This window comes from Streptomyces sp. NPDC029296, from assembly GCF_055569255.1.
This window is the reverse complement of record NZ_JBVHXT010000016.1, coordinates 1-23,299: the sequence shown is the minus strand read 5'-3', so window position 1 is coordinate 23,299 and position 23,299 is coordinate 1. Positions and strand designations below refer to the sequence as shown.

The following is a 23,299-nucleotide window of genomic DNA, read 5'->3' as shown; positions in this document are numbered from 1 at the left end:
GTCACTTGACGAGGGAGTCGATGACGGGGGCCAGCAGGCTGTCGGTCAGCAGGTAGCCGCCGAGGAGGAGCACGGCGACGAGCCACCAGGGCGGGCGGATGAGCTTGACGCCCAGGACCGCGACGCAGAGCAGGGCGAGCCAGAGCGGGACGCGCATGCGGTGATCTCCTGTCAGGCCGAGCAGCGGTGGGTACGTGCGGCGAGTTCGGCGGCGGCGCGGGAGTCGTACTCGGCCGAGAAGTCGCAGCGGGGTGCGGTGCAGGCGGCCAGGTGGCGGTGCCTGCCGCGGTCGATGTAGGAGGCGACGTTCACGGGGCCGATACGGCGGACGTTGCGGAAGCGGCGGTTCATGGCGGTGCTCCTCTCACAGGTGGGCGGCGACCGAGGCGGTCATGGACGGGGGAAGGCCGAGCCGGGCGCGGACGGCGTCGGGGTCGGCGGGGTGGCCGGTGGCCGAGCGGTGTTCGTCGGCCAATGCCCGGGCGCGCTGGATGAGGGCGGGCGGGAGCGCGATGGCGGGGCCGGGCGGCGGTGGAGCCGGGACGGCTTCCGGTTCGTCGCGGGCCGGATCGGGGGTTGGTGCCGGCAGCTCCTCCGGCACCGGAACGTCGACGGCGGCCGGATCAGGGTCCTGCTCGTGCGGGGCAGCCGTCGGCGAATCTGGGAGCGTCGGCGTTTCCCGGCCGTGTGGTGTGTGGGCCAGCAGAGTGCCGCCGAAGAAGGCGATGGCGGGCCAGCCCGCGACCACCACGCGGAGCGAGGCGGGAACGTGGTCCAGGTCGAGGAGTCCGGCGGTGGCGACGTTGGCGCCGAGGGAGGCGGCAAGGGCCACCAGGAACCACAGCCGTGGACTGCCCGCCGCCTGCCCCGTTCGCTGCGACTGGCGCATCCGGCGCCAGGCGGCGACCAGCAACAGGTCGACGCTGACGGGATAGGCCCACGCCTTCCATCCGCCCTGTCCGGCCGCTGCGGCGAGGTCGTGCAAGTGGGAGAAGGACAGGGCGCCCGCGATGACGGCCTGGACAACGACGGCGTCCACGCGGGCCAGGTGGGCACGCATCGGCTCCGGTTCCTTCCTGTTTCGGGCATGGGAGGGGTAGGGACATGGCGCGAGGCGGTCACGCCGGCCGTAGGGAAGGGAGGGGGCTACTCGGTCACCGGGCGCGCGGTGGGCGTGGCGCCGGTCGAGGAGGACGGCCCGGCCGAGGCGACGGCGATGGCGGGCCGGAAGCGGTCGAGCCGGGGCAGTTCAGGGACCAGAGCCGAGGTGTCGCGGCAGACGGCCGCCGCATCTTCGAGCGAGAGAAGAGGAGAGCGGACGCGGGACCATCCGCCGGACGAGTCGCCGACGACCGCGACGCCGGGCCGGTCGGCCGGAATGGATGTGGCGGCCAGAGCTGCTTCGGGAGAGATGTCGGCCAGGGCCATGTTCGCCGACGCTCCGTCGTTGACGCGGTGGCAGACGCGGCCGGTCAGTTGGGCACGCAGCATGGTGGCGCCCTTGCCGAGTTCCGAGCCGAAGCGCTGCCCGCAGACTTCGAGGTAGATGCCGGCCGCGCGGCCGAGCTGGGCGAGGCGGACGAGCTTGGTGACCATCGCGTCGCGCCGCTTCTCGTCATCCCTGTTCGCGGCGAGGAAGAGTTCCGCCACCTCGTCAACGACCAGCACTACCGGGACTGGCCGCACGGCGTCCGGCAGCCCCCAGACGTCCGAGGTGAGAACAGCGTCCGGATCGGCACCGCTGAGCCCGATCAGCCGAAACCGGTCCTCCATCTCTTCCAGCAGCGCGTCGAGGAGGTCGTTCGCCCGATCCGGGTCGTCGGCCAGCGCCGACAACCGGGGTGCGAAGGGCGCCAGTTCGACACCCCATTTGCAGTCGATCCCGACGAGGACGACCCGCTGCCGGGCCAGGCCGCACAGCAAGTTGCGCAGGTAGACGGACTTTCCGGACTGCGTGGCGCCGAGGATCAGTTCGTGCGGCACCGTACGGAAGTCGCGTACGTGCCAGTCGCCGTCCTCGCGCAGGGCCAGCGGCAGGCGAAGCGGCTCGGCCGCAGCCTGGCGCCGGGCGGGCCGCACATCGGCGAGCACGTCCCACCCGACGAGCCGCAGTTCGAGCCAGCCCGGTTTCGTGGGGCGTACGTGGACGGCGTGGGCGCCCCAGGCATGGCGCAGTCGGTCGGCGGAGGCGGTGAAGTCCTCGGGCGCCTGCCCGGTCGCCATGCGCAGCCGCATGACGAGACCGGATGCGTTGGGCCGGGGGAAGGACCACCGGGGCGGCACGGGTGCCGCCTGCCGCCCGATCACCCGGGCCGTGGCGACCCGGACGGCGGAAGCCGGGACCGTCAGGCCGCACGCGTCCATCGTCGCCCGGTACGACAGCAGCACCCGCAACGCGACGACCGGATACCCGACCAGCCACCAGAACACCACCGGCATCCGCCGACGGACCACCAGCAGCGCGACCACGAGGAGCAGAACCAGCAGCAGCACCCAGGCGAGGCCAGTCATGGCGATCAACCCTGCGCCGCGACCGGGGCGTTGACCATGACAGCGTCGGCCCGGTAGGCGATGCCGTGACGGCTACGCCCGCCGAACTCGCTCTCCCACGGCCGGGCGACCAGGCCCGACAGGATGACCGGCGCGCCCATGACCAGGCCGTCTCCAATCCCCCCTTCGGGAATGGTCACCTTGATCATGTCCGAGCCGCCGGCCGCGATGAACACCAGCTCCAGCGTCATGAGCCGCTGGTTGGTCACCGGGTCCACGGCGACCTCGCCCGTCTGACGGTCCCTGACCTTGACCTCAGGGAGCTTGGTGACGAGCAGCGTTGCGGCAGAGGTGTCTACGGGGATTACACGCACTGTCAGTACCTCACGGAGTCTTCGGGCGCCCTGAGATCGGCGCTGAGCAGGTTGAATAGCCCCCTAGACAACAGCGGGGGCAACCACCCCCAACTGTCTAGGGGGGTTGACAGTGAAGGTAGCCGACAGCCCATCAACTGTCTAGGGGGGTATACGGCGTGGCCGGGTAAGCGCGCGAGAGGGCTACCGAACGGCCCAGTGGAGGACGGTCGCGTCGTCGTGCGCCTTACCTCGCGGCCAGCGCCGGCCGTCGGGGTCGCTCTTCTCGGCCTCTCGGACACGGCGGATCAGTTCGTCCGGAGCGGAGCAAGAGAGCACGTCCAAGTACTGCGCCCAGTCGGCGAGTTGGAAGCGGTCGACGAGCCGAGTCGCGCCGTCGCTCAGAAGCGTCACGGTGGACAGCGAGTCAAGCGCCACCGTGCCGGTCAGCGCGTGTTCGGCCGCCTGCGGATCGGGGCCGGCGATCCAGAAGCCGCCCGGCCGGTTACGCAGACCGGTCAAAGCCTCCCGGTAGTCGGCGAGCGCGGCGGAGTGCTCGGGCGAGCCGGTGGGCAGCGAGTCGACCGGCCCGCGCAGTCGCTTGCCGACTTCGTCCAGGCGCCGGTCGGTGACGATGGTCGTACCGCCGTCCTTCTCCTCCAAGAGCAAGGAGGAATCGCCGAGGACCAGGTACTCCAGCCCTTCCCCGTTGATCCGTGCGGCGACGACCGTACTGGTGGGACTGGCCCGGTACGTCAGGTCACAGCTGTCGCTGTGCAGCGAGCGGACGCGGTCGATCGAGTCGGCCAGGCACTCGGCGAGCGGACGGGCGGGGGACGCAGAGATGGCTTGGAGCAGCAGGCCGCCCAGCGTCCCGGAGAACCAGGCGACACCATGTGTGCACCCGGTCTCGGCACCGCCGACGCCGGCGCCGTCGAGGAGCACGGCCGCGCCGGGAGTGGCGGCGGCGAAGTCCTCGTTCTCTCGTTCCGGGTCAGCGGGGAGCGTGGCGAGGTCGACCCTCACGCCGCCGTCTCCTCGTCGTGCCGGTACAGGGGGCAGAGCAGTTCCACGGACTGCGGTTCGCTGGTCTCGGGGTCGTACCCGACACCCACCAGGGTGGAGAACCGGCGGTCGCCGACCTGGCCCCACATCACGTTCAGGTCGTTGGCGAGGAGCTGCACGACGCCAAGGGAGCCTTGCGTGTGGATACCGGCGATCGCGAGCAGCGAGCCGTTGCCGTCCGGTCGCGGCAGCCGGCCAAGATAGCCGACGTCGTACGGCCGGGTCGGGTCGCTGTCCTGCCCCGAGCGGTACACGGTGCCGGTCTGCCGATCCACCACGGTCCAGGGCCCGTCTTCCGCACGCTCCCAGCGGAGAACCGGGTCCTGGGCGTAGGTGTCCCACATGGCCTGCGACATGCGGGGGCCGCAGACCACGATCAGGCCGTCCCGGTTGAGGTCGATCTCGCCCGTCACCGGCACATGCTCCGAGGCGACGTCGAGCCCGTACGACCGCGCCAGGTCTTCCAACCGCTTCCCGGAACTGACGTCGTCCACGGCGACGACGGTCCGACCGCGTTCGTCGTCCCGCCGCAACGGTGTGGCGACAGTGACGGCGCCCCGGCCGAGGAAGGCCCCTTCCGGCGCCGGGCCGGTGTGCCGGATCTGGTGGATCCGCCCGCGGCTCAGACCGGCCTTCGCGGCGATCTGCGCGTACGACAACCCTTGCGCGTGCAGGTCCTGAACCACTCGGCGGCGAAGGCGGGCCAGCTCGGTCACCTCTTGTTGCGCGTCCGCCAAGCGAGTCGTCACCTCGCGCAACAGCAGGTACGGATCATCGATCGTCATGATCCGTTGGAGCTCGTCCGACATGACCTCACCTCCCAGCAGTACCCAGGAGTCTAGGGCCCTAGACGGAATGGGAGGCAGTCGCCGCCCGGAACGTACGCCGATCACGTAGAAGCGCGATCTCCTCCGGGGCACACCTCTCGGGCTCACGCCTCACCGCCGACTATGCGTACCCGCGATCGCACCGCATTCTGTGCGCTCATACGCTCGCCCGCACCAGGTCGGCCCAGACGAAGCGCCCGTCAGGCAGGACCGTGTAGCCCCAGTTCTTCGCCAAGGCATCGATCAGCCGCAGCCCGCGGCCCCCCTCTGCACGGGTGGCGACGGGGCACAGGTGAGGCACGCGAGCGCCGCCCTGGTCGACCACCTTGATGCGCACGAGATCGTCACCAAGGCCGACGACCACCAGGAACCACCCACCAGGCATGCCGCTCCGCGTATGCCGCAGGGCGTTGGTCGCCAACTCGCTCACGACCAGGACGGCGTCTTCGACCGGGCCACGGTCCCCGAGCAGGGAGGCAACGAAGTGACGGGCATTGGACACCTCTTCCGGCAGGCCGGGGAAGACACGGCACCACTTGGTGAGCATGGGAACCTCTCCGTTCGTCTAGGGGGCTAGACAGCGTGACGGCAGAGTATTCCCAGCACTGAGCAGCATTCTAGGCATGTCGAGGAATTATTCCTCTATTGGGTGAGGGCATCCCCCAGGTCGCGGAACTCCTTCATCACCCGCAACAGCAGCGCACGCACCTCATCGCCGAAGACGGCAGCGTGCTCGAAGCGCTCGAAGGTCTCCTCGTAGGCGGCCACTTCAACAGCGTCAGTGGACACGCGTTCGTTGTCGAAGGTCTCGATCACGACTGCCCGCTGGTCGCACAGGGTGAAGCCGTGCCGCGGCAGCACCGGCACCGGCCGGCGCCAGGGAATCACCCCCAGCCGTACCGTGCTCAGACTCTCCACCGCCAGCAACCGGTCGAACTGCGCCAGCATCAGCGCCGGGCTCCCCGGCCAGGTCCGCAACACGGCCTCGGTGACCACGAACACCGACTCCCGCCCCGGCTCGTACAACACGCTCTGCCGATCCACACGGGCAGCGACAGCCCGACCGACAGACTCTGGTGTCGAGCGAGGGGCGCTCTCGAAGACGTGCCGGGCGTACTCGGCGCTCTGCAACATGGCCGGCAGAACGACGCACTGGAACGAGCGGACCGACTGAGCGGACCGCACCTCTTCGTCAACGGTCGTGCCCTCGGCGACGTCAACGGCGGTCGGCTCGGCGTCCTCGGCCGCAATGACGCCCGCCAGCAGCTCCCGCACCTCGCGAGAGACCGACTCATCAAGGCCGAGGGCACCCAGGAGCCGGTCGAGCACATCCCGGCTCGGAACCATGCGTCCGGTCTCGATCTTCGACACGGTCGGCTGACCTACGCCGGCCCGTTGCGCCAGCCCGGCACCCGTCAGACCCGACTCTCCACGAAGCACACGAAGACGCGCGCCCAGCGCCTTCATCCGCTCCCGCCGCTCACTCCCCATGTCCAGGGTTCTACACCACGAGCCACCAGGCGCCGGTACGACCGGACCCAGCGATCGCCAGCCGAGCGTGATTCAAACTTTCCCTACTGGTTCAAGGCGGCTCGCTCCGCTCCCCGCGCGCGGCACGGCCCCCGGCCGGGCCTGCGCTCCTGTCTCCGCCCCGCTCCAGCCCGGCCGGCGCCCGTACCGCGCGCACAGCAGCGAGCCAAGACCACGAGTCGAATGCCATACAGGAACGGGCGCGGTCAAAACCATGCCTCCGGCGGGGGATCGGCCGGCACCGGGATGGAGGGGGCGCCGTTCCCGGCTGCGGGTCCGTAGTGGTGAGCGCGGTGTGCTCCCATCCCGTACACCATCGACCCAGGCAAGCCGAGCAGACGCGGCCCATGGCGTCCAGGTCGTTCGTACAGTGGCGCGCTCCACCTGGACGCCATGAACCACGCCCGCTCCACGGTGTGTGGGTCGACGGCGTACGGGATGGAAGCTGGGGAAGGCGGTGGTTCCCGTCTACAGCGATCTCACTGTTCGGAGGGGGAGTCCTGTGCCTCGTCTGCGAACAGAGAAATCTGCCCGCGCATGACCGATGACCGAGAAGGGCGTGCGTAGTCAGAGATGGGGCCAAGCGTTCGTAGAACGGTGGCGTCATACAGCCAGCTGAGATTCCCTTCCTTTTCCAGTCGACCGCTTACCTGCAACGCCAAGTCTTCCTCATGCGCCCTGACTGCCTCATGGTATTCTTCTTCATCCGAGAGTCGAACACGGACCTTTTTCGCTGGCCCCGATGCGAGTGCCTCGATACCAAAGACACCAGGACTTCCCGCCTGCTTCTTGGCGAGTAGGTGCACTCGCCCGATCATCGTAGTAACTCGGGAGGAGTCATCTGACGCTAGTTTGATAGCCGCTTTATTGAGTGGCAGCACATCCGAACCTTGCAGCTCAAATCGAGAATCCAGGCCACCAGGAGAGGGAATGGCGGGATCCCACTCCACACTAATATCTGCACCATCTGAATTCTCGGCGATCCCGAGAAGAGCGTTTGTCATCTCGTACGAGATGCCATGAACGACGCCCGCTTCAAACCCAGAGAGTGACCCGCTCGAACGATAATGGTCGAGTGCTTCAATGGTGGCCTGTACTGCACGGACGACGGCTTGACTGACTTCCCGGACACTCGCAAGTCCCAGTTCTGGTAGTGCGATCGACGGCGCTACCGCAGACGTCGACAGTGGGACGCCAGCATTGGGAGGCGCGTAAGCAGTGATGATGTAACTGCCTGGCGCACTCTGCCCCATCAGGATCTGATCAAGATATCGATAAGCGAAGCGGCCATGCCTGTTCACGAAATGACGGTCAGGGCCCATGTAAGATTTGGCACCAGCCAACAACGTCCTGCGAGCCGACTCAACAAGGCGTTCTCCGCTCCTCCACTCGATGAAACCGCTAGGCGCAGAAGACTCCTTTCGGAATTTGAATTCGTCAGACGCCTCAACAATTAGTCTCGGATAAAGCGATCGCAGCCAAAAATCGCGATCCTGTGACAGTTGAAGCAGAGCAAGCCGCATCGTCTCCGAAAATTCAGGCGCCTCTTCATCTAGTGGGAGCATGAGGCTGAATTCCGACCAATCGTCGCTCACCTTTGGAGGAAGATATCTCGAGTAGATTCCCCTCCTACCGCCGACGCGCCTCCAGCCAGCATCTTCCAGCAGGGCTCCCAATTTTTCCGGGTCCACTCGTGCAGGGAGCGTTACGCTCGACATGTCAGTCATTTAGCGATTCACCCCTGTCGATCTTGTCCAGAATGCTTGCGAGGGCCTTAGCGTCTACTCGATTTCTGGTGGGAATGCGGACCGTAGGCTTCTTGATCGAAGAGTCGGCATGGACGCCCTCCAGTGATACCCAAAAACAAGATCGCCTAGTCCAGAGGCCATCATGCGTAACCTCGGTCCAGTCCGCCTGCCGTGTCGGCGCAGTCATAACGATCAGGATCGCTTTGGGGTACTTCCGGGCCTTCACCAAGTGATCGAAATACTGACGCTTGGTGAACTGGTAGCTGAAGAACTCACGGGAGGGGTCAGGGACGATCTGCGTGGTGCACTTGAGCTGGGCAAGCACTGCGGACTCTTCGTCCATGTGGTCCCGAGGCGGCCTGATCAACCGAACGTCGTAGCCGTACACATCGACGGGAACGATCTCAACGGCGAGGCCGGCCGTGGCTGCTACCGACTTGATGTAGCCCTGCTGAAGCTGCTCCATCATCTGCGTGACGTGACGACTGTCGACGGCTTCGATGCGGCTGGCCCGCGGCTTCTGCCCGTCCGCAGGTTCGATTGCCCTCACCACCAGGCAGCGCCCCTCCCCCTACGTGGAGGGACCAGGCTAGATCATGGGAGGGCTCCGTAGGTCGGGTTGCCTGATAGTCATGTCTCGAACGGTAGCGCCAGGCACTGACATCGGTCACCTGGCTTGCGGCCGGCGCAATGCTGGTGAGCGGTCACCAGCCAGTGGTCTCGGCCGCAAGTGCGCCTCCGCGCTGCCGCGGAGACGGGACTGTCGGGCTCCGCCGAAAGCACGGTCGAGCACCCCACTCAGGGCTCTCGGGCGAGCTGCTGCCGAGGATCTGTTATGCCGAACCCACGGTTGGTGAGATGCGGCTCCGCTAGTTTCGGTGCGTGACCCTTGAGCTGCCGCATCCGACGGCACCAGTCGTTGTTCATTGCCCTGAGTGCGATAAGCCAGTGATAGCCGGTGCCGCTGGGCGCGTGCTGGAGCCGGATACAGACATGTGGGGGCCCGGCGACCTCGTGACCCTCGCCCAGTGCGGGGGGTGCGGAATGGCCCTGTTGGTTACCCAGGGTGACGATCTAGAAGGGCGCTGGTCCGATCCCGTACGTGTTTACCCGCCCATAGGCGATCAGCTCAGCTTCTGCGTTCCGAGCAAGCTGCGTGAGGAGTGTGAAGAGGCCCGCCGCTGCTTCACCGCCAAGGCCTTCACTGCTACGGCTGTCATGGTCCGACGAGTCCTCGAAGGTCTCTGCCTAGACCAAGGAGCGACTGCGAAGCCTCTGATAAACGCGCTCAAACAACTCGCGGCCGAGGGCAAGCTTGACGATCGCTTGCTTGAGTGGGCACAGGAGTTGCGAGGCCTCGGTAACCACGGAGCGCACCACACCGGCATGCCGGTACAGAGGCAGGATGCCCATGATGCTCTGCTGCTCACAGAAGCGATCTTGACCTACGTATATGCCCTCCCGATGCAGTTCGAGGCATTCCGGCGGCGTAGGGCGGGTGAGCCCCCGTTGCTCCCGCCACCCTTCGGGGGCATTCCGGCGCAGCAAGCTCAGCCGGCCGCAGCGGCAGTCCCCAGCGATGAGCCAGCGCCCGCACCGCAAGCGCACCAGATAGAGCAGGAAGCAGCGGGGAACCACGGTGACGGACCAGCCGCCGAGGTCAGCGTCCGAACCCACCTCAGCTACCCAAACTGAACGCGCGGACTAGTGCGTTCTGGCACGGGAAAGTATCAAGACGACGGACATGAAGACATGGATGCAGGTCTCGCGGCGCTACTAGGCGCGGCTGTTGGTGCACTGGGCACAGCAACTGCTGCAGGGGTGACTGGTTACTTCGCCCGCTCCCAGGTGAAGCTGCAGTTGGCCGCGCAAGAGCGGCAGGCGGAACGGCAAATACGCGCGGACCATACGGCGCAGCTACGAGAGCCCCGACGGCAGGCGTATGCCGCCTACGCGGCGGAGATCTCTACGCAGCTTGACGCATTGTGGTGGGTAGCTAACTCTATGTCAGGTGATGCTCCCTCGCAGGACGCGGCACTTGCCCGCTTGAGAGGTAGCTTCGAAGCCTCCAGTAGCACGGCCTATGAACGCGTCCTCCTAGAAGGACCGGAGGACGTCGCTTACGCAGCTGCGAGACTAGGAGCAGCTACCCAAGGAGCCGCGCACATCGCCTTTGCCTGGTTCGCTGAAGGTGAGAATGTGGCCTCATCAGCCCGGGGGCCGGCTCCCGTGGCCGAGCTACGCGCGGCCATAGACCAAGCAAAGAGAGTCAGGCGCGACTTTCGCATGCTTGTGATGGAGGCCATTCGTGCCCACGGCAGTGAGCCTGAACCGGACCAGGCCCGTAGTCGGGCAGCCACGATCACCGACAGGCTGTCTGGGGACCCGGACCAGTGAGTGTCTAACTGCGTGACAACGCCGACGAACAGCGGCGGACAAGGGCGGATGTCTGCGGACCGTCAGCGCAGGTGAGCGGCGCACAAGCGCAAGGCCAAGCACGCGGCCCAGTTGCTTCGGGACGAAGAGGTCGTGGGTTCAAATCCCGCCACCCCGACAGCCGCGATAGCAGGTCAGGCAGGTACTGGATTCAGTACCTGCCTGACCTGTTTGTGCGTGCGTGTTCACCGCCGTCGCTTTTGCGTGCCGAAGGTGCCGTCCTTGACCATCGCGCCTGTCTGGATCACGGGAGCGTCCGGCCCGTCCGGGGTGGACTAGCGCGTTCGGATTGACCGGTGTGACCGCATTTGTACCTCTTGTCATGTACGGAGTTGTCTTGGCTTCGCACTAAGATCCCTGCCCATGTTGGTGGCGGGTGCGTAGCGGTGTTCAGCTGGCACCCGCTGTTGATTGGTGGAGCGCCGAAGACCACGGGGGTCGCAGGACATGGGCATCGTGCTGCCGGACATCGTCGATCGGGCACTCGATCTCGCGGGGATCGACTGGCCGAACGTGAACGAGGACGACTACACGGAGATGGCGGACTCGCTCCGGGAGTTCGCGGAGAAGTTCGAAGGCCATGGTGGCGACGCGCACAAGGCGATCACGCGCATCCTCAGCTCATCGGAGGGCTGGGCGGTGGACTCCATGGAGAAGCACTGGTCGTACGTGAAGACCAGTCACCTGGAGAAGATCCCGGACGTGGCGCGGACGTTCGCGTTCGTGTGTGACCGGATCGCCGAGATCGTCATTGCGATGAAGACGAAGGCGGCGGTCGAGCTGAGCGTGCTCGCCGGGACGGTAGTCGCCGAACTCGCGGCGTCCGGACTTACGTTGGGCATCTCGGCTGCCGCTGCCGCCGGCGAGATCGTCCTGATGCGGCAGATCGTGAAACGGCTGGTGAAGGAGGCCGTCGAGGAGATCCTCGCGGAGATCGCCGCCAAGCTGGCGGAGCCGGTCACGGCGAAGTTGGAGGAGCTCGCCGTCGACGCGGCGCTCGATCTGGCCGAGGGCGCGTTCAACCCCGGCGGGGGCCATGGTGCTGCGGGGGGCATGTCCCTCGCTTCCGCGGGCGGCGGAGGTGGTGGCGGCGGCGGTTCGGCCAAGCGGACCCGTATCGACCATGCCGAGTTCGAGGACGGCGCCGGCAAGCTCTCCCTCCATGGCGGGGACCTCGGCGGCAACGCCCACATCCACTTGGGCAAGGCGAAGACCGCGTTCGGCCGGACGAAGGGCCGGGACGGGTTCACCAAGGAGTTCGACCACGCCCTGGAGAGGGCGCTCACGGCTGCCGCCAAGTCGGTCACCCGTGCCGCCAAGCACGTCAGCGACGAGATCCCGCACCGCGTGAAGGCCGCCTCCCGGCTCCAGAAGGACATCGACCACAAGGTCGGCAAACAGGCCGACGGTGTCGACGTGACCAAGGACGATTCACCCGGTGCGGCGGGCGGCGGCGGTGGAGGTGGCGGTGGCAACGGCGGTGGCGGCGGACGCGGCGCCGGGAACGGTCCCCGGCGCATGGACCCGCAGCCCGACTGGCACGGTCGAAGCGCCGGCCGGATGCGGCACTACCGTCGTGACGCCATGCAGGTCGATCACCTCAGCCCGGAAGACCAGCGCCGTGCGCTGATCCAGGAGGCGAGGGAGCTGGCCGACGAAGCGCAGAAGGCCGCCAACGGGCCCGACGGGCAGCCTGTGCTGGGCAAGGGCAGGATCAAGCAGGGGTGTTCGGGAGCCCTGCTGCACGAAGGGGTTCTGACGGGGCACTCCAGTGTGTCGAAGCTGAAGGCGAACCCACAGAACCCGGATCCGCAACAGCACCTGGACGTGCATCCCGCTCTGCGGTCCGTCCTGGACGACGTGGAGCGACAGGCCGCGGCCGAGGGCGAGCTGGTGGGGACCGGCCACGGACAATGCGCCGAAGTAGCCCTGATCTCCGACCGGCTGCACGCCATATCGGAGCGTGATGGTGTCGACATACGGAGCGCCGAGGACATCAGGAGAGTAATGGACGGCGCCCAGGTGCATACGCGGCAGATCGGCGACATGAATCCGAACAGGCCCGGATATCTGAGTCACGGAGAATACAAGAAGCCCTGCCCCTCCTGCGAGCGTATGCTGCCGCTCGTCGGCGTCACGGCCGTTTGACCGAAAGAGGATGAGAACTGTGTCCGTTTTGAAGTCGCCCGAGGCGGTGGATGCCTGGCTGTCGAATGCGGGGTGGTATCCGGGGCGCCGGTGTGACGACCTCGCCGCTGCCGAGGTGTCGAGCGTTCTGAAGGATTTCCGTGATGACGGCGGCAGTCTCGATGTGATCGCGCCCGCTCTCGAGTTCCTGCGCGAGCACGTCGGCCTTGTGGCACCTCGGCACGCTTCCACCGATGACAAGGTGGAGTTCTATCCGCGTCTCATGTACCGGGGCGCGGCAGAAGACGTGCAAGAACTCGCCGACGGACTGGGGAAGAAGGTCTTCCCGGTCGCGCACGACACGTACGACGGCGGGACGGTCCTCATGGACGAGGCCGGGCGGTTCTTCTATCTGCATCACAGCGGTGAGTATTTCCTCGGCGATGACAAGTACTCGGCATTGATGAGTTACTCGCGGGGGTATCCGCTCGAAAGCGCGGAGGACTACTATGCCTGAGCATGTTCCGATGACCGCTGCATCCTTGCTGGTGGGCGGGAAGATCTACAGCCAGACCGACCTCGACGCGGATTCGGAACCGGATCTGCATCCTGCGGTGACCGAGTTTTTTGAGCAGCTTCCCGCGGCACAGCGGGAACCGTTCATGGGTTACTGCGCGGAGTCCGCATTGATCTCCGATCAGTTGTGGGGCCTGGACCAGCAGCGCCCGAGCGAGGGAACAACGACCCTCGACGATGCGACGGAGCATTTCTCGGGGTCGGCCATGGTGGCGAGAAAGATCCGTCCCGAAGGGGACCCCGAGCACGGACGTCCTGCGAAACCTTGCCGCTCCTGCGCAGCCCTGCTGGAGCGACTCGGCATCGAAGTGGCGGAGGGGTGAACCAGCTCCACCGGGCTGCGGAGAGGATCGGTTGGACCGCGGGCAGGAACGTCGAACAAGACGCCATGCGTGCCGTGCTGCGGATGGTCGCGGTAGCGGAGAGCTACGGGATATCCCTGCCGGTCTTCCCTGCCGCGAGGTCCTTTCTCACCGAGTTCTACGGTCTCGATCACTCGCCGGTGGAACCGGGCCGGGAGGTGGCGTCCATCGGGTTCTCCATCGATCCGGAGAAGGCCGGATTCCGGCTCGTCCAGTTGACCCGCCTGTCCGCCGGGCTCCGCATCGCTTTGTTCCCGGTCGGGGTCACCGAGAACGACTCCGTACTCGCTGCGGGTGAAGAGGGGCAGCTTCTCTCTTCCGGTCTCGGTGGCTCCTGGCACGTGGGGGACAGCGCGCTCGAAGGCGTCGAGAACATGATCTACGGGATGGCTCCGCGCAGGCTTCGTGATACCGAGTACACCTGGAGCGTGCCGACGGGGGCGGCCGACAGCCCCGTTGCCAAAGCCGCGCAGGCAGCGCTGACAGCCGTGTACTTGTTGCATCATCACGGTCTTTACAGCGCCAGAAGTGTCCGGCTGACACTGACCGGTCTGCGCGGCATTGGAGCCGAGATCGCCCGGCAGTCGATCGGCCTCCCGCATGGACCCCTGGGAGAGGCACTGTCGCCGATCGTTCGCGCCGTGGAGGAGGTGCTCGCGGCCAACGCGGACGGCGCGGGCTGCGAGGTAAAGCTGGCCGTAGAGGTGCCTGGCGCCCATGCGGAAACCCCGGCCGGTCTGGTCGGGTTCTCGGCCCGGTTCGGGCATGTGGCGATGCGCCCCAACGACCTCGAGGTCGGTCTCCGGGTCGGAGCGGGTGCGCAGACCGGCCGTGTCCACGCACGAGTCGTCGACGCTCTGCGTGGTCTGAAGCAGATGTCATGAGGGGCGGCGCTCCGCCGAGGTGCTTGCCGCAGGACATGTGGCGCCGCAGTCGCAGGTGACCGCCGGCCTCCCCCAGGCGGGGGGCACGTCGGGGCACGGTCGCGGCGGCTCGACCACTCGTGTGCGGCGCGAGACGGGGACCGCGCCTTGCCTCGCCGCCAAGTGACGCCACGCGGTGCCAGATAGTGCCATTGTGGCGCCGCGTGGACCGCCGCCCCCGATCACGGGGGACACCTTGCCACCTATGACGAGCCACCCCCATACCGGCCTTGACCTGGCCCTTCGCTCCGATGAGGCCAATCGCCGCAACGCCAGTGGCGCAACAGGGTTGCCGATGGCGCCATGATGGTGCCATGATGGCGTCATGGACCTCACGCCCTATGTCGAAACCCTTCGCCGTGAACTCGCGGTGGCCGCTGAAGCCGGTGGGGAGGATGCCCGGGAGCTGGCCGGGAGGCTGACCGCGCCTTTGGAGTCGGCGGCCCGGCTCACCATGCTCAACGTGCTGTCGGCCGCCATGGACGAAGTCACCCGGGAGCTCGCCCCCGGGTCGGTGGACGTGCGGCTGCGCGGGCTCGACCCCGATTTCGTGGTGACCCTGCCCGCCACCGAGGTGGGAGGTCCGGCCGAGCCGGTCCCGGCCGCCGAAGCCTTCAAGGGGCCCGCCGAAGGGGACGAGGGCGGGACCGCCCGGGTCAATCTGCGGCTGCCCGCCCACCTCAAGGCCCGGGCCGAGGAGGCCGCGAGCCGCGAGGGGCTGTCGGTCAACGCGTGGCTGGTGCGGGCCGTGTCGGCCGCGGTCGACGGTGGCTCCCGGCCCCGTACCGCGGAGAAGAGCCAGACCGTCGGACAGCGTTTCACGGGCTGGGTGCGCTAGCGCTCCCCGCCCGCCCCACTTCACTCACACCACGTCCCACCAGCGGGGACGTTCCCAGGACTCACGAGGACGGGACAGCCATGCCTTCTTTCGACACCCCCGCACCGATCTCGGTCACCGCTCGTGTGGAGGCCGGTTCCATCCAGTTCGCCGCGGGCGACCGGCCCGACACCGTCGTCGAGGTGCGGCCCCGCAACCCCAAGAAGGACCTGGACGTGCGCACCGCCGAGCAGACCGAGGTCTCGTACGCCGGCGGCACGCTCGCGATCCGGACGCCCAAGTCCAACCTGTTCGGCCGCACCGGCGTCGTGGACGTCACGGTGGAGCTGCCCGCGGGCTCGCGGGTCGACACGACCGGGGCCTGGACCCAGGTGCTCGGCGAGGGCCGGCTCGGCGAGGTCCGGGTGAAGACCTCGTCCGGCGATGTGCGCCTCGACGCGACCGGGCCGCTGGAGCTGACCGCCTCGCACGGCTCGATCACCGTGGACCGGGTCGAGGGCCGGGCCGAGATCAGCACCAGCACCGGCAGCCTGCGCGCCGGCCTCCTCGACGGCCCGGCCGTGCTGAAGAACTCGCACGGCAGCACCATCGTCGACGCCGTGACCGGCGCGCTGCGGGTGAGCAACGCCAACGGTGACATCGAGGTGCGGCGCGCCGAGGACTCGGTCACCGCCACCACCGCCCACGGCACCGTCCGCGTCGGCGACGTGGCCCGCGGCACCGTCCAGCTGGAGACCTCCTACGGCGCCATCGACATCGGCATCCGCGAGGGCACCGCCGCCTGGCTCGACGTCAGCTCCGGGTCCGGGCAGGTGCGCAACGCGCTCACCGAGTCGGGCGGCCCGGACACCACCGAGGACACCGTGCAGGTCCGCGCCCGCACCCGCTTCGGCAACATCGACGTCCGCCGCGCCCGGGCCTGAGCGCCGGGGCCGGGCCCCCGGCTCCTCGCACCACTTCCCTCACTCCGCCACTTCCACCGCTTCCACCGCTTCACCACTCCACCACTTCAACGGGAGGGTTCCGTCGCCATGTCTGTCATGCGCACATCAAACATGGAGCGGTCGGCCGCCGCCGTCTCCGCCGCCGGGCTGCGCAAGTCCTACGGCGGCAAGACCGTCCTCGACGGCATCGATCTGCACATCCCCGCCGGTTCCGTCTTCGTGCTGCTCGGCCCGAACGGCGCCGGCAAGACCACCACCGTGAAGATCCTGTCCACGCTCGTCGGCGCCGACGGCGGGCGGGCCCGGGTCGCGGGCCACGACCTCGCCACCGCGCCGCAGGCCGTGCGCGCCGCGATCGGGGTCACCGGGCAGTTCTCCGCCGTCGACGGGCTGATCACCGGCGAGGAGAACATGCTCCTCATGGCGGATCTGCACCATCTGTCCCGGCGCGAGGGGCGGCGGGTCGCCACCGGGCTGCTGGATCGGTTCGGCCTCGCCGACGCCGCCAAGAAGCCCGCCCAGAGCTACTCCGGCGGCATGAAGCGCCGCCTGGACATCGCCATGACCCTCGTCGGCGCCCCGCGGATCATCTTCCTCGACGAGCCGACCACCGGCCTCGACCCGCGCTCCCGGCACACCATGTGGCAGATCGTCCGCGAGCTGGTCACGGACGGCGTGACCGTCTTCCTCACCACCCAGTACCTGGAGGAGGCCGACCAGCTCGCCGACCGCATCGCCGTGCTCGACGGCGGGAGGATCGCCGCCGAGGGCACCGCCGGCGAGCTCAAGCGCCTCGTCCCCGGCGGACACGTGCGCCTCCGCTTCTCCGACCCGTCCGCGTACCGGTCCGCCGCCGCCGCGCTGCGCGAGGTCACGCCGGACGACGAGGCACTGGCGCTGCGCATCCCCAGCGACGGCAGCCAGCGCGAACTGCGCTCCCTGCTCGACTGGCTGGACGCCGCCGGCATCGAGGCGGACGAACTGACCGTGCACACCCCCGACCTGGACGACGTGTTCTTCGCCCTGACCAGCGGCACCGGCCGGCCGGCCGCCACCAAGGAGGATGTCCGATGAGCTCCCTGTCCCTCGCCCTGCGCGACTCCTCGACGATGCTGCGGCGCAATCTGCTGCACGCCCGCCGCTACCCGTCCATGACGCTGAACCTGCTGCTCACGCCGGTCATGCTGCTGCTCTTCGTCTACGTCTTCGGTGACGTGATGAGCGCGGGCATCGGGGACGGCGGGGCGGACCGGTCCGCCTACCTCGCGTATCTCGTCCCGGGCATCCTGATGCTGACCATCGGCGGCACCACCATCGGCAGTGCGGTGTCCGTCGCCTCGGACATGACCGAGGGCATCATCGCCCGCTTCCGCACGATGGCGATCCACCGCGGGTCGGTGCTGATCGGGCACGTCGTCGGCAGCGTGCTCCAGTGCGTGATGAGCGTGGTCCTCGTCGGGGCGGTCGCGGTGGCCATCGGGTTCCGGTCCGCGGACGCCACAGCCCTGGACTGGCTCCTGGCCGTCGGACTGCTGACGCTCGTCTCCGTGGCGCTCACCTGGATCGCGGTCGGGATGGGCCTGTCCAGCCCGAACGCCGAGGCGGCGAGCAACAACGCCCTGCCGTTGATGGTCCTGCCGCTGCTGTCCAGCGCCTTCGTGCCGGTCGACGCGATGCCGGGCTGGTTCCGGCCGATCGCCGAGTACCAGCCGTTCACCCCGGCCATCGAGACCCTGCGCGGGCTGCTGCTCGGCACCGAGATCGGCCACAACGGGTGGCTGGCCGTCGCCTGGTGCCTCGCCCTGGCCGTGCTCGGCTACGTCTGGTCCACCTCGCTCTTCGCCCGCGAACCGGAGTGACGGCCGGGGCGCACCCCCGGCTCGTCCCGCTCCGGGGCGGTGTACGTCCGGCACCACGCCGGCGTACACCGCCCCGGAGCCGTCGCCGTTCCGCGGCGGCTCCGGGCCCGGGCCGCGTCAGGGGGCCGTACGCGCCCGTCAGGGACGCGTCAGGGTTCCCGGTTCCCGGTTGTCCGGGGTGGGCGGGGCGGCTTCGATGGACGGCGTGAACAGCGCCCGCCCCCTCCCCGGCCGGCTGCCGGGTCCGCTCGGCCGCCGTGCCACGGGCCGGCGCCGACCGGAAGCGCCCGCACCGGGCGGACACCGGGTCCCGTCGCCGGGTCCCGTCCGCCGGTGCCGCGTCCCCCCGACGCCGGCTTCCGTGACCCGGGGGGCGCCGAGCGGCTCCGGCGCCCCCCGGCTCTCTCCCCCGGGCCCTCCTCGTGACACCGGTCAGGCGGTCTTGGTGCCGGTCATGAGGATGGACACCGTCTCGGTCCCGCCGTCGTCGAAGACGCGCTTCGTCAGGCCGCAGGCGGTGAAGGCGGTCGGCGACGTGAGCACGCCGTCCAGCTCGACGTGGGCCGTGCCGGTGCGCGTGCCCGGCAGCGGGTGGGTGAACTCGTAGTGGAGCGTGCCGCCGTACCGGCTCTCCCACTCGCCCGTGCCGATGAACACCGGCTTGCCGTCGGGGCCGTTGTGCGCTTCCAGCCGCAGGGTGTGGTCGGTGCGGAAGTACAGGGTGCCCGTCGAGGCCGGGTGGTCGGACTCCTGGGTGGTCACCGACCAGGTGCCCACCGGCGACGGCACGGTCGTGGCCGGGGCGGCCGGGGCGGCCGTCGTGCCCGGTTCGGCCGGCTCGGCGGCCAGGGCCAGGGCGGGCCGGGGCGTGGCCACGGCCAGTGCCAGGAACCCGGCGGCCAGGGCCACGCCCGCGGCGCGCCGTGCGGTCGCCGCGCCTGTGGTGCTCTGCTTCTTCGGCATGTGCGTCCGTCCTCTCGGATCGTTGTCTGCTACACCACGTGGAAATTGGCCATCATCGCCATGTCCTCGTGCTCGAGGTTGTGGCAGTGGAGCATGTAGCGCCCCCGGTATCCGTCGAACCGCGCGAGGATCTCCACGACCTCGTACGGGCGCAGGTCGACCGTGTCCTTCCAGCCGCGGTCGCCGGGATCGGGCGCCCCGCCGGCCCGTGACAGCACCTGGAAGTGCGCCAGGTGCAGATGGACGGGGTGGTGGAAGTCGCTGGTCAGCAGCCATCGTTCGACGGTGCCCAGGCGTGGTGTCGCCCAGGTGCGCGCCGGGTCGAAGGCGCGGCCGTTGACGGTCCACATGCCGTCCGAGCGGAGCCGGAAGTCGAAGTGCCGGGTGGTCACGGCCTGCCCGGCGCGCAGTGTCCCGGGACGCGACAGGCGCGTGGGGACCCTGCTGTCGTCGCGGCCGCGTCCGCGGCTGGTGACGTGGAAGCGCAGGATGTCGTGCATGGCCCCGTCGGCCAGGGTGTTGACGAGGGTGACGGTGGTGTCCGGCGGGCACCGCGAGAAGTCGACCACGACGTCGTGGCGCTCGGCCGGGGCCATGGTGAGCGTGTCGAGGGTCTGCGGGCGTCCCAGCAGTCCCTGGTCGCTGCCGATCCGCACGAAGGGCAGGCGGCGGCCGTCGGAGGCGGTGAGCGCCAGCCGGTAGCGGCGCGCGTTGGCGGCGTTCAGCAGCCGCAGCCGGTAGCGGGCCGCGCTCACCTCCAGATACGGCCACGGCCGGCCGTTGACCAGCTGGACGTCGCCGAGCACGCCGTCCATGTAGCCGGACCGGACGCCGGGGGTGCGGGTGAGGGTGGGGTCGAGCGACGGGTAGCGGAAGGAGCCGTCGGCGTCGAAGGAGCGGTCGCAGAGCAGCAGCGGGATGTCCCGGTCGCCCTTCGGCAGCGGCAGCGCGTCCTCCTCGTCGTCGTCCACGAGGAAGAACCCGGCGAGCCCGCGCCAGACCTGCGGACCGGAGAAGTCCATGCGGTGGTCGTGGTACCAGAGCGTCGCGGCGCGCTGCCGGAGCGGGTACGTGTACGTGCGCGTCCCCCCGGCGGCCGTGCCCCCGGGCATCGTGCCGCCGTGCATGCCCGGCATGGGGGCGGGGCTCCCCCGGTGTCCCGCCGGGTGCAGCAGGTCGGTGGGGTAGCCGTCGGAGCCGGGCGGGGTGACGCCGCCGTGCAGGTGGGTCGCGGTCGGCGTGGGCAGGGTGTTGGTCATCCGGAGCCGGACCGGCCGGCCGGAGCGGGCGCGGAAGGTCGGGCCGGGGAACGTGCCGTCGTACGACCAGATCTCGGTGCGCGTGCCGGGCAGGATCTCCGCGAAGGCGCGCCGCTGCGTCACCTCGTACACGTCCGTGCCGTGCGTGGGCCGCGCCACGGCGGGCACGGTCAGCGGCAGCGTGAACGGGCGCGGCAGCTCCACCTCGGGGGCGCTGGCGAGCAGGGCGCCGGTCGACGGGCGGTCCGTGCCGCAGCCGGCCAGCCCGCCGAGCGCGACCGCGCCGGCGCCGCCCGCCGCCAGCCGCAGGAAGCCCCGGCGGGAGGGAGTGGGGGCGGTCATCGGCGCGGCGCCTTGAGCGTGCGGACGGGGCGGGTGAGGGTGAACGCCCAGACCGTCATCGTGCACGCGCCGCCGAACAGGGCGACGCCGAGCGGGATGTGCACCAGCAGGTCGCGCGAGTATCCCGCGATCTGCTGCACGACGATCAGGGCGAGGAGGACGGCGCCGAGGACCGTGGGCCACACCCGGTTCGCGCGCACGCGCCAGGCGACGGTGGCGGCAGCCGTCTCGGCCACGAGCATCATCGTCAGGACGTGCGCGTTGACGTCGTGGGCGGTGAGGAGCCCCACGTCGCCGTTGACGAACAGCCCGGCCAGCGCGGCTTGGACGAGGGTGTTGACGGTGAAGAGCACGGAGACGACCCGGAAGGCGATCACCGGCCGGTGCGCCCAGCGGGCGGGCGGCCGCTCGCCGGGCGGGGAGGGCCGTGGCGGATCCCCGGGGCCGGATCCGCCCGGGTCGGGGGTGGGGGGCGCGGTCTGTGCCGCGGCTTCGGAGGAGGATCGCTGCATCACGTGTTCCGGTGCGGTACGGGCAGGTGGGTGGGGGGAGGCGTGCGCCAAGGGCACGCGGGGGCGGGCGCGGGCCCGCGGGCGTCGAAGCCGCACGGGCGTGGACGGCGCACGGGCGTGGACGGCGTACGGGCCCCGGCACAGGTGCGCGGGTTCGCTGGGGCGCGAGGGTGAGGGACGCGGGAGCGGGGGGGCGCGTCCACGGGCAACGCGCGGGCGGGAGCGGGCGTACGAGCGGCAAGGGGCGTACGGCTACCGGGTCACCGGTGTGAACGGCGGGAACGGTGCGAAGGCGGGCGGAAGGGGCGTACGGGCGCGAGCGGCGCGCGAGCCGGAGTGGCGCACGGACGCCGGCCGACCCGCGCTCACCGCACACCACGGAAGCGGGCACACGCCCGGCACGCCCCGCTCGCCCGCTTCGGAAGCGGGCCCATGCCCGTACGCGCCCTTCCGCACGTCGCGGAGACGGAGCCGCGTCAGTGACCGCGCACGCGGGACAGGTTCAGCGGGTAATTGAGGCCGCCGGTCACGGGGAGAGTGGTCCCGTTGATCCATTCGGAGGCGGGGTTCGCCAGCAGGGACACGGCGTTGGCGATGTCCTGCGGGGTGCCGAGCCGTCCGGCCGGCGTCGCGTTGGCCAGCGCCTCGCGCGCGGGCTGCGGGACGACCGAGGAGGCGTCCGTGAGGACGAAGCCCAGGGCCAGGCCGTTGACGGTCACGCCGTCGGCGCCGAACTCGTCGGCCGCGTACCGTACGTAGCCCTCCAGCGCGGCCTTCGTCACGCCGTGCGCGGCGAGGCCGGGCGCGGTCGGGCCCCAGGACGAGCCGCTGGAGATGACGACGAGCCGGCCGTACCCGCGCTCCCGCATCGCCGGCACGAAGGCGGTGGTGAGCCGGTGCAGCAGGACGACGTCGTTGCGGACCTTGTCGCCGAGCGCGGTCGGGTCCATGTCGGCCAGCGGTACGCGCGGGTACGAGGCGCACGCGTTGCTGACGACGATGTCGAGGTGGTCCACGCGCTCGCGCACGGCGGTGACCAGTTCCCCGGCGCCGTCGGCCGCGTCCAGGTCGGCCCGCAGTAACGTGGCCTTTACACCTTTTTCCTCACACGCGGCCGCCACGGCCTTCGCCTCGTCCAGCGAACTTCGGTAGGTGAGCACCACATCGGCTCCGAGCCCGGCGAGAGTGGTGGCCGTGGCGGCCCCGATCCCCCGGCTCCCGCCTGTCACCAGCGCGATCCTGCCCTCCAGCGGGCCGTTCGCGGAGACGCTACGAGTCATCGGCAAGGCACCTCTATCCGTCGGCGTCGCTTCCCGGTAGTTAAACGACCAGGAAGATAATGACCAGCAGCTAGGGTAGACCCATGGGTGATCGCCAGCAAGCCGTCGATCGCGTCGACGTGATCATGAAGCAGGTCGCGCAGGTCTCCACCGCGCCCGACCTGACGTCCAAGGAACTCTGCCAGCGGTTGCAGCGCGTCGCCCACCATCTGGAGACCCGGCTCCGCCGCGAACTGGCCGTCTTCGGCATCGAGCCGTGGGAGCTGGAACTGCTCGCCTCGCTGCGCCGGGTCGGCCCGCCGCACCAGGTGACCGCCGGATCGCTCCAGGACATCATGCAGCTGACCACCGGCGCGGTCACCAAGCGCGTGGCCGCCCTGGAGAAGAAGGGCTGGGTGCGCCGGGAGGTCGACACCGGCGACCGCCGCCAGGTGCTCGTCTGCCTCACGGACGAAGGGGAGCAGCGGGCGCTCGAGGTCTTCGCCACCAAGACGGAGACGGAGGCGCGGGTGCTGTCCGCCCTCGACCTCGCCACGCAACGGCGGCTCAACGACGATCTGCGCACGCTCCTGATCGACCTTGAGGGAGCGGTACGGGGCTGACCGCTTCCCCCTCCCCCGCTCTGCTCAGTCCTTGATCTCGCAGATGGCGGCGCCGGAGGTGAGGGAGGCGCCGACTTCGGCGGTGAGGCCCTTGACGGTGCCTGACTTGTGGGCGTTGAGGGGCTGTTCCATCTTCATCGCTTCGAGGACGACGACGAGGTCGCCTTTCTCGACCTCCTGGCCTTCCTCGACGGCGATCTTGACGATGGTGCCCTGCATCGGGGAGGCGAGGGTGTCGCCGGAGGCGACGGGGCCGGACTTCT

The 23,299-nt window shown here is 69.3% G+C and carries 26 protein-coding genes; 10 read left to right on the top strand and 16 right to left on the bottom strand.

Annotated features, from left to right (window positions below):
* Position 1: 1 nt before the first annotated feature.
* From ACZ4W9_RS16025 to ACZ4W9_RS15975, 11 genes are all read right to left on the bottom strand, one after another.
* Positions 2–157 carry a hypothetical protein gene (locus ACZ4W9_RS16025; RefSeq protein WP_365946786.1) on the bottom strand — a complete coding sequence of 52 codons (156 nt, stop codon included), beginning with the start codon at positions 155–157 and terminating at the stop codon, positions 2–4.
* A gap of 14 nt (positions 158–171) precedes the next feature.
* Complete coding sequence (locus ACZ4W9_RS16020; protein ID WP_030734401.1) at positions 172–351, bottom strand: mobile element transfer protein; 180 nt, start codon at positions 349–351, stop codon at positions 172–174.
* A 13-nt stretch (positions 352–364) separates the two neighbouring features.
* Positions 365–1,060, bottom strand: coding sequence for a DUF2637 domain-containing protein (locus ACZ4W9_RS16015; RefSeq protein ID WP_467936002.1), 696 nt, complete (start codon positions 1,058–1,060; stop codon positions 365–367).
* An 86-nt stretch (positions 1,061–1,146) separates the two neighbouring features.
* A complete protein-coding gene (locus ACZ4W9_RS16010) occupies positions 1,147–2,511 on the bottom strand; it encodes an FtsK/SpoIIIE domain-containing protein (protein ID WP_467936000.1) in 1,365 nt (454 codons plus the stop codon).
* A 5-nt stretch (positions 2,512–2,516) separates the two neighbouring features.
* Positions 2,517–2,864 carry an SCO3933 family regulatory protein gene (locus ACZ4W9_RS16005; protein ID WP_467935998.1) on the bottom strand — a complete coding sequence of 116 codons (348 nt, stop codon included), beginning with the start codon at positions 2,862–2,864 and terminating at the stop codon, positions 2,517–2,519.
* A 183-nt stretch (positions 2,865–3,047) separates the two neighbouring features.
* A complete protein-coding gene (locus ACZ4W9_RS16000; RefSeq protein WP_467935997.1) occupies positions 3,048–3,869 on the bottom strand; it encodes an integrase in 822 nt (273 codons plus the stop codon).
* A complete protein-coding gene (locus tag ACZ4W9_RS15995; protein WP_467935995.1) occupies positions 3,866–4,717 on the bottom strand; it encodes a sigma factor-like helix-turn-helix DNA-binding protein in 852 nt (283 codons plus the stop codon). The genes ACZ4W9_RS16000 and ACZ4W9_RS15995 overlap by 4 nt, the downstream gene beginning before the upstream one ends.
* A gap of 175 nt (positions 4,718–4,892) precedes the next feature.
* Positions 4,893–5,282, bottom strand: a complete 390-nt coding sequence (locus ACZ4W9_RS15990) for an ATP-binding protein (protein WP_467935993.1) — start codon at positions 5,280–5,282, stop codon at positions 4,893–4,895.
* Positions 5,283–5,377: 95 nt separating this feature from the next.
* Positions 5,378–6,226 (bottom strand): helix-turn-helix domain-containing protein, encoded by an 849-nt coding sequence (locus ACZ4W9_RS15985; protein WP_467935991.1) that lies wholly within the window; start codon positions 6,224–6,226, stop codon positions 5,378–5,380.
* 518 nt (positions 6,227–6,744) lie between these two features.
* Positions 6,745–7,860 (bottom strand): hypothetical protein, encoded by a 1,116-nt coding sequence (locus tag ACZ4W9_RS15980; protein ID WP_467935989.1) that lies wholly within the window; start codon positions 7,858–7,860, stop codon positions 6,745–6,747.
* 124 nt (positions 7,861–7,984) lie between these two features.
* A complete protein-coding gene (locus ACZ4W9_RS15975; protein WP_467935987.1) occupies positions 7,985–8,566 on the bottom strand; it encodes a DUF4365 domain-containing protein in 582 nt (193 codons plus the stop codon).
* Positions 8,567–9,006: 440 nt separating this feature from the next.
* Here ACZ4W9_RS15975 and ACZ4W9_RS15970 point away from each other — a divergent pair, with 440 nt between their 5' ends.
* The 9 genes from ACZ4W9_RS15970 (at position 9,007) to ACZ4W9_RS15930 (ending at position 18,078) form a co-directional block, all read left to right on the top strand.
* On the top strand, positions 9,007–9,708 hold the full coding sequence (locus ACZ4W9_RS15970) for a DUF4145 domain-containing protein (protein ID WP_467936208.1): 702 nt from the start codon (positions 9,007–9,009) through the stop codon (positions 9,706–9,708).
* A gap of 1,188 nt (positions 9,709–10,896) precedes the next feature.
* Positions 10,897–12,597 (top strand): YwqJ-related putative deaminase, encoded by a 1,701-nt coding sequence (locus ACZ4W9_RS15965; protein ID WP_467935985.1) that lies wholly within the window; start codon positions 10,897–10,899, stop codon positions 12,595–12,597.
* A 19-nt stretch (positions 12,598–12,616) separates the two neighbouring features.
* Positions 12,617–13,093 (top strand): SUKH-3 domain-containing protein, encoded by a 477-nt coding sequence (locus ACZ4W9_RS15960; RefSeq protein ID WP_467935983.1) that lies wholly within the window; start codon positions 12,617–12,619, stop codon positions 13,091–13,093.
* 10 nt (positions 13,094–13,103) lie between these two features.
* Positions 13,104–13,475: a YwqJ-related putative deaminase gene (locus ACZ4W9_RS15955; protein WP_467935982.1), complete on the top strand. Its 372-nt coding sequence runs from the start codon at positions 13,104–13,106 to the stop codon at positions 13,473–13,475.
* Positions 13,472–14,398, top strand: coding sequence for an SUKH-3 domain-containing protein (locus ACZ4W9_RS15950; protein WP_467935980.1), 927 nt, complete (start codon positions 13,472–13,474; stop codon positions 14,396–14,398). Before ACZ4W9_RS15955 ends, ACZ4W9_RS15950 begins: the two co-directional genes overlap by 4 nt.
* Before the next feature lie 364 nt (positions 14,399–14,762).
* Entirely contained in the window at positions 14,763–15,275 is a 513-nt protein-coding gene (locus tag ACZ4W9_RS15945; RefSeq protein ID WP_467935979.1) for a hypothetical protein, read from the top strand.
* An 80-nt stretch (positions 15,276–15,355) separates the two neighbouring features.
* Entirely contained in the window at positions 15,356–16,198 is an 843-nt protein-coding gene (locus tag ACZ4W9_RS15940) for a DUF4097 family beta strand repeat-containing protein (protein ID WP_467935977.1), read from the top strand.
* Between the two features lie 108 nt (positions 16,199–16,306).
* A complete protein-coding gene (locus ACZ4W9_RS15935) occupies positions 16,307–17,293 on the top strand; it encodes an ATP-binding cassette domain-containing protein (protein ID WP_467935975.1) in 987 nt (328 codons plus the stop codon).
* On the top strand, positions 17,290–18,078 hold the full coding sequence (locus ACZ4W9_RS15930) for an ABC transporter permease (RefSeq protein ID WP_467935973.1): 789 nt from the start codon (positions 17,290–17,292) through the stop codon (positions 18,076–18,078). Before ACZ4W9_RS15935 ends, ACZ4W9_RS15930 begins: the two co-directional genes overlap by 4 nt.
* 432 nt (positions 18,079–18,510) lie before the next feature.
* Here the strand turns inward: ACZ4W9_RS15930 and ACZ4W9_RS15925 are convergent, their stop codons facing one another.
* The 4 genes from ACZ4W9_RS15925 to ACZ4W9_RS15910 form a co-directional block, all read right to left on the bottom strand.
* On the bottom strand, positions 18,511–19,041 hold the full coding sequence (locus tag ACZ4W9_RS15925) for a hypothetical protein (RefSeq protein WP_467935971.1): 531 nt from the start codon (positions 19,039–19,041) through the stop codon (positions 18,511–18,513).
* A 29-nt stretch (positions 19,042–19,070) separates the two neighbouring features.
* Positions 19,071–20,642 carry a multicopper oxidase family protein gene (locus ACZ4W9_RS15920; protein WP_467935969.1) on the bottom strand — a complete coding sequence of 524 codons (1,572 nt, stop codon included), beginning with the start codon at positions 20,640–20,642 and terminating at the stop codon, positions 19,071–19,073.
* On the bottom strand, positions 20,639–21,154 hold the full coding sequence (locus ACZ4W9_RS15915) for a hypothetical protein (RefSeq protein ID WP_467935967.1): 516 nt from the start codon (positions 21,152–21,154) through the stop codon (positions 20,639–20,641). The genes ACZ4W9_RS15920 and ACZ4W9_RS15915 overlap by 4 nt, the downstream gene beginning before the upstream one ends.
* Positions 21,155–21,630: 476 nt before the next feature.
* Positions 21,631–22,434, bottom strand: a complete 804-nt coding sequence (locus ACZ4W9_RS15910; protein WP_467935965.1) for an SDR family oxidoreductase — start codon at positions 22,432–22,434, stop codon at positions 21,631–21,633.
* An 83-nt stretch (positions 22,435–22,517) separates the two neighbouring features.
* Between ACZ4W9_RS15910 and ACZ4W9_RS15905 the strand changes: the two genes are divergently transcribed.
* A complete protein-coding gene (locus ACZ4W9_RS15905; protein ID WP_467935963.1) occupies positions 22,518–23,036 on the top strand; it encodes a MarR family winged helix-turn-helix transcriptional regulator in 519 nt (172 codons plus the stop codon).
* A 24-nt stretch (positions 23,037–23,060) separates the two neighbouring features.
* Here the strand turns inward: ACZ4W9_RS15905 and ACZ4W9_RS15900 are convergent.
* A partial coding sequence (locus ACZ4W9_RS15900) for an acyl-CoA carboxylase biotin carboxyl carrier protein subunit (RefSeq protein ID WP_467935961.1) occupies positions 23,061–23,299 on the bottom strand: 239 nt, incomplete at its 5' end.

Excerpts from the sequence above, each read along its gene's own strand:
- ACZ4W9_RS15905 (WP_467935963.1), top strand. The coding sequence starts at position 22,518 with ATGGGTGATCGCCAGCAAGCCGTCGATCGCGTCGACGTGATCATGAAG.
- ACZ4W9_RS15940 (WP_467935977.1), top strand. The coding sequence starts at position 15,356 with ATGCCTTCTTTCGACACCCCCGCACCGATCTCGGTCACCGCTCGTGTG.
- ACZ4W9_RS15955 (WP_467935982.1), top strand. The coding sequence starts at position 13,104 with ATGACCGCTGCATCCTTGCTGGTGGGCGGGAAGATCTACAGCCAGACC.
- ACZ4W9_RS15990 (WP_467935993.1), bottom strand. The coding sequence starts at position 5,282 with ATGCTCACCAAGTGGTGCCGTGTCTTCCCCGGCCTGCCGGAAGAGGTG.
- ACZ4W9_RS15995 (WP_467935995.1), bottom strand. The coding sequence starts at position 4,717 with ATGTCGGACGAGCTCCAACGGATCATGACGATCGATGATCCGTACCTG.
- ACZ4W9_RS15935 (WP_467935975.1), top strand. The coding sequence starts at position 16,307 with ATGTCTGTCATGCGCACATCAAACATGGAGCGGTCGGCCGCCGCCGTC.
- ACZ4W9_RS15965 (WP_467935985.1), top strand. The coding sequence starts at position 10,897 with ATGGGCATCGTGCTGCCGGACATCGTCGATCGGGCACTCGATCTCGCG.
- ACZ4W9_RS15930 (WP_467935973.1), top strand. The coding sequence starts at position 17,290 with ATGAGCTCCCTGTCCCTCGCCCTGCGCGACTCCTCGACGATGCTGCGG.
- ACZ4W9_RS15945 (WP_467935979.1), top strand. The coding sequence starts at position 14,763 with ATGGACCTCACGCCCTATGTCGAAACCCTTCGCCGTGAACTCGCGGTG.
- ACZ4W9_RS16025 (WP_365946786.1), bottom strand. The coding sequence starts at position 157 with ATGCGCGTCCCGCTCTGGCTCGCCCTGCTCTGCGTCGCGGTCCTGGGC.
- ACZ4W9_RS16010 (WP_467936000.1), bottom strand. The coding sequence starts at position 2,511 with ATGACTGGCCTCGCCTGGGTGCTGCTGCTGGTTCTGCTCCTCGTGGTC.
- ACZ4W9_RS15985 (WP_467935991.1), bottom strand. The coding sequence starts at position 6,226 with ATGGGGAGTGAGCGGCGGGAGCGGATGAAGGCGCTGGGCGCGCGTCTT.
- ACZ4W9_RS16020 (WP_030734401.1), bottom strand. The coding sequence starts at position 351 with ATGAACCGCCGCTTCCGCAACGTCCGCCGTATCGGCCCCGTGAACGTC.
- ACZ4W9_RS16015 (WP_467936002.1), bottom strand. The coding sequence starts at position 1,060 with ATGCGTGCCCACCTGGCCCGCGTGGACGCCGTCGTTGTCCAGGCCGTC.
- ACZ4W9_RS15915 (WP_467935967.1), bottom strand. The coding sequence starts at position 21,154 with ATGCAGCGATCCTCCTCCGAAGCCGCGGCACAGACCGCGCCCCCCACC.
- ACZ4W9_RS15920 (WP_467935969.1), bottom strand. The coding sequence starts at position 20,642 with ATGACCGCCCCCACTCCCTCCCGCCGGGGCTTCCTGCGGCTGGCGGCG.
- ACZ4W9_RS15910 (WP_467935965.1), bottom strand. The coding sequence starts at position 22,434 with ATGACTCGTAGCGTCTCCGCGAACGGCCCGCTGGAGGGCAGGATCGCG.
- ACZ4W9_RS15970 (WP_467936208.1), top strand. The coding sequence starts at position 9,007 with ATGTGGGGGCCCGGCGACCTCGTGACCCTCGCCCAGTGCGGGGGGTGC.
- ACZ4W9_RS15925 (WP_467935971.1), bottom strand. The coding sequence starts at position 19,041 with ATGCCGAAGAAGCAGAGCACCACAGGCGCGGCGACCGCACGGCGCGCC.